Origin of the sequence: Pseudomonas sp. 22490 (genome assembly GCF_052044465.1) — a bacterium.
In the GTDB taxonomy this organism is placed as follows: Bacteria; Pseudomonadota; Gammaproteobacteria; order Pseudomonadales; family Pseudomonadaceae; genus Pseudomonas; species Pseudomonas aeruginosa.
Genome location: NZ_JBQENS010000039.1, coordinates 35,161 through 44,766, shown reverse-complemented (window position 1 = coordinate 44,766; position 9,606 = coordinate 35,161). Strand labels below are relative to the sequence as shown.

Below are 9,606 nucleotides of genomic sequence, written 5' to 3'. Positions count from 1 at the left end.
GTGAGTTAATCTCCACTATGGATCAACCAGTCTATCGCCGACAGCAAGGTGGTTTCGTCGGCCATGCCCTCCAGCTTCACGCTTCGTTTCGTCTGGTTGTCTTGGATAATCAGGCTAGGGGTCGCTGTAATGCCCTTCGACCGTGCAATGTCGATGTCCGACTTGATGGATGAGTCAACCAGCTCGTTGTCTTTTGCACATTTCTCCAGTCGAGACTGGTCCAATTCAGGAAAGTCCAATGTGCCGCCAGGCAGCCCGCCCCCGTTGCCGGCCGACTGAGCGAAGATCGCATCGATAGCGCTCCAGAAGGCTTTGGCGCCGCCTTGGATCCCTGCGCACTCCACCAGGCGAGCCTGGTGGCGGGCCGCCTCGCCATGCATCTGCAGGGGAAGATGGCGCCAAACCAGGTTCACGTCCGGATGGCTGTCTACCCAGCGCTTGAGCCGCGGGGTGTAGACCTTGCAGAAGGGGCACTCCAGGTCGGCGTATTCATTGATCGTCCAGCGCGCTTTCGCATCGCCGTAGAGGCTGTGGTTGGCTGGCAGCCCCTTCACCAGAAGCTCTACCGCTACGGCGGATGCAGCCAGCAAGACCAGCAGCAGCCCCGCCCAGGGCAGGGCAGGACCTTGAAATCGTTTCGCTGCCCAGCCGCCCTTCAACAGTCTCACGCTTGCCTCCGCTGTAGGATTTCCGCGCGGTCCACGGCCTCGATGAGCGCCTGTTGGGCCGTATCAGGCTGTGGATGCTGTTGCAGCCATTCATCCAGGAGCTGCTTTATCTGCGGGACTATGTCTCGGCGATCGACCGCCCTCAGTTGTATCTGCTGCAGCTCCTCGATCAGTACAGGAGCGCATATCCTGAGCGTTTGCAGGGCATCTTCTTCGGGGTTCTGCAGGATCTGGGTCAGGTTGTCGATCAGGTTCTGGGTCAGCGAATTCAGAGCTCTCATTCGTCCTGGCACTCCACTGCCGGTTGGTCTGGGAAAATAATGGGGAAGGGTGGCAGGCCGCGCGCCTTGTCGAGATCCGCTGCGACCTGCAAGGCCGCCTCGAGCTCGTCGCAGCCGGTGGCTTGCATGATGTTGTAGCGCTGGTTCTTTTCTTCGTTTTCGGTCATGGCCAGGGCTAAGTAGAGACTCGGGGGAACCACACGGAAGAGGTACTCCTTGCCCTTGGCCAGGAGCACGCCCTCGGTGAATTTGCCGCTTTCCTTGCGGGCCGAGAGCATCATCGACTTCTGCGCCGGCGACAGCTCGCGGAACCTGGAGATCTTCTCTACCTCGTCGGGGGGCATGTTCAGGCACAGCCACCACTCGATCATGTTAAGCATCGGCGCCCCGGAGGCTGGGATGTCGTCGATGTTCTGGGTGGCGAGCCAGAACCAGGCGCCCAGTTTCCGCCACATCTTGGTGATCTTCATGGCGTAGGGCAGCAGCAGCGGGTGCTTGGTGATGATGTGCCCCTCATCGGTGATCTTGACGATGGGCCGGCCCTTGAACTGGTCGCGTTCGGCGATGTTGTTCACGGTGTTCAGCAGCGAGATGTAGGCGATCCCGAGCTGGGCGGCGTAGCCTTCGCGCGCGTAAGTCGCGAAATCCACCACGGTGAGGTCGGCTTCAGGCCAGGGCGTGCCTTCGCGATTGAACATCTCGCCGTCGGCACCCATGCAGAACATCTGCATGGCTTCCGCCATTTCGGCCAGGCGCGCGCGGCGTTCTGGCGCGGAGCCATCGCTCCTGGAGGCCTGGTAGAGCGCATCGCGCACATCCTGGGTCAGCACCGTGCGGTTCGCGGCGGCGCAGGTCCTGGCCGCCGCCAGAATCGCCTGGCGGATGGCGCTGCGATCGGCACGGGTCAGGCGCGCGTCTTCCTTTTCCTCGCCGCCGGTGATCATCAGGCGGGCGACGATCTCCATCTCGCCCAGGATGTCTCGCTGGTCGTCCTCGAGGTCGGCCTTGCTGCCCTGGACCGAGTCCGAGGCCTCGATGTCTTCGGCATCCAGGACCTTCACCTGGTCGGGACTCTCGACCAGCTTGATGGCGTCCGCGTACGGCGCCAGGCTGACCCCGGAGCCCGGGGCGAGGCGGACCCGGTGGACCGAGAGGCCAAACCGCTTGGCGAAGTCGGCCAGCAGGCCGAAACTGTTGCCCGCTTCCGCGACGAACATCCGTGGCAGGTACATGGCGAGCATCTGGCTGATGAGGTTGGTCAGGGACGCTGACTTGCCGGACCCGGTTGGCCCGAAGATGAAGCCGTGGGCATTCATCTGCCGGTCCAGCTTGTTGAACGGGTCGAAGGTCAACGGCGCACCGCCACGGTTGAACAGCGTGAAGCCAGGGTGCCCGGTACCGGTGGTGCGCCCCCAGATGGGCGACAGGTTGGCGATGTGCTGCGCGAACATCATCTGGGTGTACCACTCCAGGGCTCGCTTCTCGTTCGGATCGAAATTGCAGGGCAGCCAGCGCAGGTAGCTGTTCAGCGGTCCGACTTCGTTCTGCGGTTCGACCGGCACAAGGCCGGCGCCGAGCAGCACGTTGCTCAGGGTGATGCAGCGCTCCTCCAGCTGGGTATGGTCGCGGCCGCGCACGAACAGAGCGATCGAACCGCGATAGAGCTTGTGCTCCCGGCCGATCAGGCGGCGAACGGTGGCCACGTCCTCGCGGGTGTGGATCGAGGCCTGGGTGTCACCAACGGCCTTTTTCGAGAGCTGCTGCAGATGCCCTTCCAGCATGTCCTGCGGCGTCACCACCATGGTGATACACAGCAGCGTGTCCTCGGGCATGCGATCGAACAGGGCGTTCAGGCCATCGCCTTTGAGCGTCTCGCCAGTGAAGTGGCCTGTCAGCGGCGCCTTGTTCAACTGGTCGACCACGATCACACGGTGCGGCATGGCATCGAAGAGCCATACGCCCTGGGTGGCATCGGAAACAGGCTGCCGATAGAACAGGTTCTGGGAGAAGTCGGTGCCGTCGGCCAGCGGCAACTCGTCCTGCAGGATCGGTTCGTCCGGCCGGCATACCAGTTCGTAGAAGCGACGTAGATCCGCATCGGTCTTGCCGAGGTGATCCGGGTGCGGGTTGAACCAGCGAATCAACCAGTTCCTGACGTCCTGGCCGCTCATGCGCGAAGCGACGATGCCGGCGTTCGCCAGGCCGCCTTGGATACGCTCGCAGATGGATTTCAGATATGCCGTCGGGTCCTGTCCGCGAATCTGCGCATCCGCCTTGCGGATCCGGCGGTAGACGACCATCCGCACGCGCCGCTGTTGTCCTCGCCAGGGCAGCTTGCTGACGGCGGTGTCGACGAACAGTCCGCCCGGCTTCGAAATGCCCTCCAGGTGATGCTTCATGAGCGCCAGGTACATCTCGCTGAAGGCCGATCCTCGCGCTCGAGGATGGACGTACTGCCTCAACTGCTCCTGGAAATTGTCCCAGCTGATCTCGTCCTGGGCGTAGAACTGGACGATCCAGGGCGAGGTTTCGTGCTCGTCGAAGGAGTTCTGCAGGGCTTCTTTCAATGCGTCCCGGGCGTTCTGCATCCAATTGGGGTCGCGGCCCTCGGTGCCCAAGGGCACCAGCTCGAAGAAGACGGCACGCGAACGCCCATCTTCCAGGAGCATCACCTGTTCGTCGGGCAGGTACTCAGCCCAGGGCAGCAGGTCGACGAACGATGGGTCGTGATCGTAGAGGCGTGACGCTTCAGCCTGCGTGGCGCCATTCTTGCTCCCGGTGTTGGGCAGAGGAATACCCATGGCGGCCAGTCGCGCCAGATAGCGCTCGGTGGCTTCTTCCCGTAGTGCGTCTTGGACTTTGGCTTCTTGTGGAGCGGTGTTCTGCCCTTCCTGAATAGCCGCGTCATGTCCTTGGGCGCGGCGGCGAAAAAATTGAAGCAATTCCATCAGTAGGCCTCCGTGCGCTCGCCCGGCATGGCGTACTGGACTCGCTGGTAGAAGGGGAACACGGTGGTGTAGCCCGGGACCGGGGCGGGATCGCTGCCGGCCAGGTGCGGGAACACATACATGACCAGGTCGGGATTGGGCAGTCGTTTGAACTGGCTGTGGATCTCGTTGCTGGCCGTGCGGGTGTAGTCGGCCTGGTCATTCGCGGAGGCAGCCTGCTGCGGATCGATTGGGCGCCGCAGCGTTTGCCTGGCATCGAGGAGCAGCCGGCCACGGCTGTTGCCTATCGAGCTGGTCGCACCTCGCTCCCAGACGTCGAGCATGTTGGCCTCGCCGTGGGGCAGCATCTCCTCCTTGCTGGTGGAGCACGCTGCCAGAACCAGCGCGCAGGCCAGGCCGGCGCAGAGACGAAGAAGGGGGTTAGTCCAAGTCTGCTGTTGCATGAGCGGCTCCAGAGCTGTAATCGACCTTGCGGCCCTTGAGTTCATAGTCGATCGCCAGTTGCTGATCGAGATGCACGGCGACCCGCGCACCTGGCTGCACGTAGACGGCGGCGAAGGCCTCCCCGTACAACTTGTTCATCCACTGCCGGATATCGCCGACGCCGCCGGAGAGGATGCTGTTGAGGGCCGAGTTGCTGTTGGTTCCGGTCGTCCCGAAGCTGGTGCCGTTGCCGCTGAAGACGGTACTGGTGTTGTTCTCGTCGGCGTCCAGGAGCTTGGCGATGCCGGCCCCGGCAGCCGTGAGTAGGCTCTGATTGCCCAGGTACTCCTTGGCATTGGATCGGCGATCACCGGCGATGCAGGGGATGCCGTAGGGGTCGCTGATCCAGCCGAGGCCGCCCTGGATGGTTTTCTGGTCGGCGCTGGCGGTCTGGTTGTTGTTGCTCTGGTTGTCATTCACCTCCTCGGCCGGCGCCGGGAAGGTGCGCACGGTCCCGTCGTTGAACACGAACGTGAGGCTGCGGATCTGCCCACGCACGCAGGAGAGTGTCCAGTCGCCCGAGGCGGTCCCGCTGGCTACCGCGCCGGCGACGTCCGGCAGCTCGATGCCGTTGGCGGTGAGGTTGTCCGGGCCTATGAGGATTTTGAACGGGTAAGGATCATTGACCGTCCCGTCGACCGGCACACGACCGATCAGCGCAGACATGGCCACCGAGCCCATGAGCGTCGAGTTCTGCGGCAGCGTGTAGGTCTTGCGGACGAGCTTGCGGTTCTCGAGGTCGGATCGCTGTTGGCCGACGGGGTGCAGCCCGTCATCGATCCGCTCCAGCGCGTTCTGGCCGCGATCGACCGCATTGCCGAAGGAGGTCGGGAAGCTGAATCCGCTCGGTTGGGTGGTGGAGCCGGCGGCCAGCGGCTGGCCATTGGCATCGACTGCGCGGGCGTCCTGGGGCTCGATCCAGACGATGTCCGATGAAGACGAGCCCGCTCCCTGAAAGTGCTGGCCATCCTCTGGTCGCACGCCGAATCCTACGGGCAGGTCGGTGTCGCCGGCCTCGGGAACGTGGGTTAGGTTCTCGAGCCGTTTCTGTACCTGGTCCAGGATCGTCTGGCTACGGTTCTCCTGCTGTTGCTGCAGCTCCTGGGCGGTGTTGTTGAGCTTCTGCTCGATGTTCTGATCGATGCTGCGCAGGCGGCCCTGCAGGTTCTCATTGGCAGCTTTGAGCGAGTCATTCTCCTGGATGACCTTGCTGATCTGGTCCTTGAGCTGCCGGCTTTCCGCCACGATGGTGCGTAGTGTGTCGGCGGGTGTGTCGCCGTCGATGCCCAGGGTTGCCGCTTCTTCCGACGTTACCGTCGGGGTTGCGGCGCCTTGTGATTGCGCGCTTTCCTTCTTGCCCATCATGCTCACGCCGATCAGGATGGCGCCGATCACGACGGGGATGACCAGCAATTTCAGGAGGGGATTACCGGTCAGCGCCACGACGGCCTCCTTTGGGATCGATCTGGCTGATGGCGGAGGGCAGGAGCGCGTCGGCAAGGCCGCGGCCGCGCGTCACCAGATACACGGTGGTGGTGTCGGAAGCGTCGCCCCGGGGTCCCAAGTACGGGTGCTGGAAGGTTGCGGCGATGAAATTGCCCATCAGGTCCCTGGGATCCAGGGCCAGGTGCTGGGCGCTGGCGTTCTGCAGCTTCACCGCCGTGACGTAGTAGTCGTCCAGCCGCCAGGCGCCCAAGGCGGTAGCCGTGATGGGCAGACTGGGGAGCAGGGTATTCAGGTCGAGCTGTCGCTTGACGCGCACCTGACCGACTCCATCCACCGGTTCCACCGTGCGAAGTGGGGCATAGAGCATCTGCGCCGCATAGCGCGTCAGAACCACGGGGACGGGCGTTTCGCGCGGCACGGCCTTCGGTGCTTCTGCCTGCGCGGTCTGTTTCGCTGCTGCCGATGGCTGGGCTTCCCGGGGCTGGCCATAGTGCGGAGCCACGGGCTCGCCGGCGACGATCCTGACCGGCTCGCGCGGCTGTTGATCGGCCGCTGCCTCGGAGGCGGCGATATCGATGAGCATCTGCTCGCCATTGGTCGCGTCCTGCAGGCGCAGGCGCGCTGGAGGAATCGGCTCGTTGGCGAGCAGGTAGAGTGCGCCGCCGGTACTCTGGACGCGCAGCTTGCCCTGCAGATCCCGAGGAACGCCAACTCGCACGTTTCTGTCGACAAAGACAATGCGTTCCTGGCCGACCGTCAATGGAATGGCCAACGGAATGCGCTCCCAGCGCAGAATCTCCATCGCGTGGGCCAGTGTGGGTAGGGCAAGCATTAGCAAGAGCGAGCCTGTCGACTTCCGGATCATAGACCTCCCTCCCGCTTGGTGGGGGCGGCCGGCTCCTCGAGTTCGATACGTTGAGGCGTGTCGGAGTAGCAGTCCCACTGCAGGCCGAAGGGATTGGTCTCCGGGTCGACGTCGGCGCGGATGACGTGCAACGGGTAGCGGGCCAGCGCCCGCTTGATCTTCTCGCCGGCGTAATACTCCGTGCTGTCCATGTCCAGGTTGACGGTCCAGTCATTGATCGAGTGCTGGATCACGCGGCCATCGCTCTCGCCAATGCCCCGACCGGGGATTTCCGAGGTGGTGCGCTCGCGCCCCCTGAGCTCGCCGGCGTTACGACGAAACTCGAAGTCTTTCTCCAGGAAGACTTTGCAGGAGGGAGTGAGGTAGGCGGCGTAGCGGAACAGGTTTCCCTTGTAGTCCACCTCGCCGTCCTTGGGCCAACGCTGTACCTGCTGGAAGATGTAGAGGCCGAATGCATAGACACTCTCCGGCGGAATGTCCCACCACAACCGGGTGCTCCCTGAACGCAAGTCGGGCGGAATGTGGATCCAGAGGTCCTTGCGGGCTTCCCAGACGCAGTAGGCCAGCACCACGATGACCATGCACAAGAAGCCGGTGATGAACCGGAACGTGTTGATGTGAGCCTGCTGTTGCGCGGTGTGTTTTCTGAAACTCATGGGGACTCCGTGCGTCGACTGGTCCAGGCGCCGGAGCGCGTCACCAGGTGACGGTTGCCGAAGACGGGAAAGCGCAGCGAGAGGGCCAGCTCCACCTGGCGATAGAACCAGGTGTCAGGCCGCCCCCGCTTCATCCGCCGCAGGACGCGGCTGCCGATACCCAGGCCGAGGGCGCCAACCAGCAGCGCGCCCAGTGGAATGCAGGCAGCGTTACCTACGACCAAGGCAGCTGGAATGCCAAGAGCGAACCCGGCTGCTCCGCTGGTGAAGACCGTGATCCACATTTCGTCTGCGGTCAGGCCGCCGATGACCACCGGTTGCCGGTTCAAACGGGTCGGCAGGAAGCTGAGGGTCCCATCCTGAAACAGATGTTCTTCGGGCATGGGAAGGCCCTTACATGATGGTGGTGGCTTTGGTGACGAGATAAATGATCAAGATCAGCAGGCCGATGCCTACGGCCACGCCTGCCCCGAGATCCGACCACTTCTTCTTCCCATCATGGATGGCGTGATAGGTGCCGTAGGTATGCCAGGAGACTCCCAGAAAGACAGCCACGCAGATGAGTAGCGCGAGGAGCATTGCTCCGTCATAGCCGAAGTTCTGGATGGTTTGCATGATCCCCGAGCCCTCCCCACGGGTAGGTGCCTCGGGTTTGGGGAGTGCAGCCAAGGCGACACCTGGGAATGCCAAAGAGATGGCTGCCAGGCGCCGGCAGAGGGTGGACAGTTTCTGGAGGGTGAATTTCAGCATGAGTGTCTCCGTATGGGTCAGCTGAGGAGGATGAAGGAGGTGATGCCGAGGAGGACCAAGATCCGTATCGCGGAAGCGCCGGCAGTGGCGCTGTCGAGGTTGTTGGTGGCCCAGCCGCGCCAGGTGCTGTACATCGCCCAGGCGGACCACAGCAGAAGGAAGGTCATCGCTGCTCCAATGAACAGCCCCTCGCCGGCCGATGGAGGAAAGCCAGCGGCGGCCTGGAACGCTGATGTCTGGGCTCCGCTCATGCTCACGGCATCGGCCCTCCGCGCAGGGTGTAATTCCCAGATAGGTCTGAAGGGTCACGCGGTTGGGCGCGGCTGGGGGTCATGTAGTCCTGCAGGCCTTGGCGGATGCGCTGCAGGTCAGCGGCCAGGCGCGAGTAGTCGAAGTAGAAGCGCTGTCCGGGCTCATCGGCGCCCTGGGCACTGCGGCGGGCGGTGTCCTCAAGGGCATTGAGCTGCCGGATCATCACCGCCAGGTTCGCCTGCTCGGAGGCGCTCGCTGCGAAGGCTCCCTGTGCGACCAGCGCACCGCAGGCCAATACGGCCAGGCAGGTTCGGCGAAGGGGTTGATGTGGAGTGTTCACGGCGAATCTCTTGCAGATCAGGGTGCGATCAGCTTGCCGATCGCCCTGATTCCATTCCGCAAGAAATACTCGGCGCGGGTCCGGGGTATTTTTTTATGAGGTTGCGCGCTTGAAAAACAGCAGGTAGCTGACGGGCAGAGCGATGCCCCAGGCCCAGCCCTGGGCGTTTTGATTGCCGATCTCGGTTACGCCCCGCATGAGTGGCTGAACGCTCACCAGCTCCCAGCCTTCCCGGCCCAGACGCACGACCTCGGCCCAGCGCAGAGGGTTGAGCAAGGCGTGGTCGTCGGGTTCCAAGGTCTCTTCTTTGTGTTTGAACATCGCGACGCCCTTGGTGAGAGTTTTGTAGGGAATATCGATGTTCTCGACATGGTATTCGAAGGTCTGCTTCATGACGTGCTCCTGGAGCGGTTCGGGTCGAACCGCACGGTTTCAAGAGCAGGAGGAGGGCCTCAACCGAAAATACTAGGCCTAGCACCAGTGAATTTCTGGTGGTTGGCGGGTTTAGAGACACGTATGGACGTCTGGGTGTATATTTCATATATATTTCTAAGGGAGACGGCTGATGCTTAGAAACATCTCTATTGGAGTTTTGCTAGCCATGGCTGCTATGTTGGACAGTTATGGGGTGGCTGCCGCTACATTACGATGCGGGTCGGCAATTGTTAGTGAGGGTGACTTGATTGATGATGTGCTTAGGAAGTGCGGCAACCCTGATAGCCGTAAAGTTGAAGGGCCCGCAGTGGATGGTAGTGGCTATATAGTGCGGGGGGCTGCTACTGTCGAAAACTGGGTATACGGACCAAGGAATGGTTGGTACCAGAAGCTTAGGTTTGTCGATGGAAGGCTAGTTCAGATAAAAGGCAGTATGGACTAGGGTATAGCCGTGGATGGTGTGTTTTTCATCCACGGCTATA

Annotated in this window: 13 protein-coding genes; 1 reads left to right on the top strand and 12 read right to left on the bottom strand. The window is 62.5% G+C overall.

Going from position 1 to position 9,606, the window contains the following annotated elements:
* Window positions 1-5 precede the first annotated feature (5 nt).
* The 12 genes from ACTJJX_RS30170 to ACTJJX_RS30115 form a co-directional block, all read right to left on the bottom strand.
* Window positions 6-668 carry a DsbA family protein gene (locus ACTJJX_RS30170; protein WP_023082678.1) on the bottom strand — a complete coding sequence of 221 codons (663 nt, stop codon included), beginning with the start codon at window positions 666-668 and terminating at the stop codon, window positions 6-8.
* Window positions 665-949 carry a hypothetical protein gene (locus ACTJJX_RS30165; RefSeq protein ID WP_003086159.1) on the bottom strand — a complete coding sequence of 95 codons (285 nt, stop codon included), beginning with the start codon at window positions 947-949 and terminating at the stop codon, window positions 665-667. Before ACTJJX_RS30165 ends, ACTJJX_RS30170 begins: the two co-directional genes overlap by 4 nt.
* Window positions 946-3,750, bottom strand: coding sequence for a conjugative transfer ATPase (locus ACTJJX_RS30160; RefSeq protein ID WP_025297860.1), 2,805 nt, complete (start codon window positions 3,748-3,750; stop codon window positions 946-948). The genes ACTJJX_RS30165 and ACTJJX_RS30160 overlap by 4 nt, the downstream gene beginning before the upstream one ends.
* A gap of 146 nt (window positions 3,751-3,896) precedes the next feature.
* Window positions 3,897-4,340 (bottom strand): TIGR03751 family conjugal transfer lipoprotein, encoded by a 444-nt coding sequence (locus ACTJJX_RS30155; RefSeq protein WP_012076874.1) that lies wholly within the window; start codon window positions 4,338-4,340, stop codon window positions 3,897-3,899.
* Window positions 4,318-5,823 carry a TIGR03752 family integrating conjugative element protein gene (locus ACTJJX_RS30150; RefSeq protein WP_012076873.1) on the bottom strand — a complete coding sequence of 502 codons (1,506 nt, stop codon included), beginning with the start codon at window positions 5,821-5,823 and terminating at the stop codon, window positions 4,318-4,320. Before ACTJJX_RS30150 ends, ACTJJX_RS30155 begins: the two co-directional genes overlap by 23 nt.
* Window positions 5,807-6,691, bottom strand: coding sequence for a TIGR03749 family integrating conjugative element protein (locus ACTJJX_RS30145; protein WP_320535527.1), 885 nt, complete (start codon window positions 6,689-6,691; stop codon window positions 5,807-5,809). The genes ACTJJX_RS30150 and ACTJJX_RS30145 overlap by 17 nt, the downstream gene beginning before the upstream one ends.
* Window positions 6,688-7,347 (bottom strand): PFL_4703 family integrating conjugative element protein, encoded by a 660-nt coding sequence (locus ACTJJX_RS30140; protein ID WP_003156959.1) that lies wholly within the window; start codon window positions 7,345-7,347, stop codon window positions 6,688-6,690. The genes ACTJJX_RS30145 and ACTJJX_RS30140 overlap by 4 nt, the downstream gene beginning before the upstream one ends.
* The gene (locus ACTJJX_RS30135; RefSeq protein ID WP_012076871.1) at window positions 7,344-7,730 is read right to left on the bottom strand and encodes a TIGR03750 family conjugal transfer protein; all 387 of its coding nucleotides are present in this window, start codon (window positions 7,728-7,730) and stop codon (window positions 7,344-7,346) included. Before ACTJJX_RS30135 ends, ACTJJX_RS30140 begins: the two co-directional genes overlap by 4 nt.
* A gap of 10 nt (window positions 7,731-7,740) precedes the next feature.
* The gene (locus ACTJJX_RS30130) at window positions 7,741-8,097 is read right to left on the bottom strand and encodes a TIGR03745 family integrating conjugative element membrane protein (protein ID WP_012076870.1); all 357 of its coding nucleotides are present in this window, start codon (window positions 8,095-8,097) and stop codon (window positions 7,741-7,743) included.
* 17 nt (window positions 8,098-8,114) lie between these two features.
* Complete coding sequence (locus ACTJJX_RS30125) at window positions 8,115-8,354, bottom strand: TIGR03758 family integrating conjugative element protein (RefSeq protein ID WP_012076869.1); 240 nt, start codon at window positions 8,352-8,354, stop codon at window positions 8,115-8,117.
* On the bottom strand, window positions 8,351-8,689 hold the full coding sequence (locus ACTJJX_RS30120) for an RAQPRD family integrative conjugative element protein (protein WP_012076868.1): 339 nt from the start codon (window positions 8,687-8,689) through the stop codon (window positions 8,351-8,353). Before ACTJJX_RS30120 ends, ACTJJX_RS30125 begins: the two co-directional genes overlap by 4 nt.
* 93 nt (window positions 8,690-8,782) lie before the next feature.
* Window positions 8,783-9,082, bottom strand: coding sequence for a hypothetical protein (locus ACTJJX_RS30115; RefSeq protein WP_012076867.1), 300 nt, complete (start codon window positions 9,080-9,082; stop codon window positions 8,783-8,785).
* 172 nt (window positions 9,083-9,254) lie between these two features.
* On the opposite strand from ACTJJX_RS30115, the gene ACTJJX_RS30110 reads away from it, so the two are divergent.
* Window positions 9,255-9,566: a DUF2845 domain-containing protein gene (locus ACTJJX_RS30110; RefSeq protein ID WP_003117074.1), complete on the top strand. Its 312-nt coding sequence runs from the start codon at window positions 9,255-9,257 to the stop codon at window positions 9,564-9,566.
* Window positions 9,567-9,606 lie beyond the last annotated feature (40 nt).

What these genes read in the sequence shown, in the direction of transcription:
- ACTJJX_RS30165 (WP_003086159.1), bottom strand. Translation starts at nt 949, where the DNA reads ATGAGAGCTCTGAATTCGCTGACCCAGAACCTGATCGACAACCTGACC.
- ACTJJX_RS30160 (WP_025297860.1), bottom strand. Translation starts at nt 3,750, where the DNA reads ATGGGTATTCCTCTGCCCAACACCGGGAGCAAGAATGGCGCCACGCAG.
- ACTJJX_RS30155 (WP_012076874.1), bottom strand. Translation starts at nt 4,340, where the DNA reads ATGCAACAGCAGACTTGGACTAACCCCCTTCTTCGTCTCTGCGCCGGC.
- ACTJJX_RS30145 (WP_320535527.1), bottom strand. Translation starts at nt 6,691, where the DNA reads ATGATCCGGAAGTCGACAGGCTCGCTCTTGCTAATGCTTGCCCTACCC.
- ACTJJX_RS30140 (WP_003156959.1), bottom strand. Translation starts at nt 7,347, where the DNA reads ATGAGTTTCAGAAAACACACCGCGCAACAGCAGGCTCACATCAACACG.
- ACTJJX_RS30135 (WP_012076871.1), bottom strand. Translation starts at nt 7,730, where the DNA reads ATGCCCGAAGAACATCTGTTTCAGGATGGGACCCTCAGCTTCCTGCCG.
- ACTJJX_RS30130 (WP_012076870.1), bottom strand. Translation starts at nt 8,097, where the DNA reads ATGCTGAAATTCACCCTCCAGAAACTGTCCACCCTCTGCCGGCGCCTG.
- ACTJJX_RS30115 (WP_012076867.1), bottom strand. Translation starts at nt 9,082, where the DNA reads ATGAAGCAGACCTTCGAATACCATGTCGAGAACATCGATATTCCCTAC.
- ACTJJX_RS30110 (WP_003117074.1), top strand. Translation starts at nt 9,255, where the DNA reads ATGCTTAGAAACATCTCTATTGGAGTTTTGCTAGCCATGGCTGCTATG.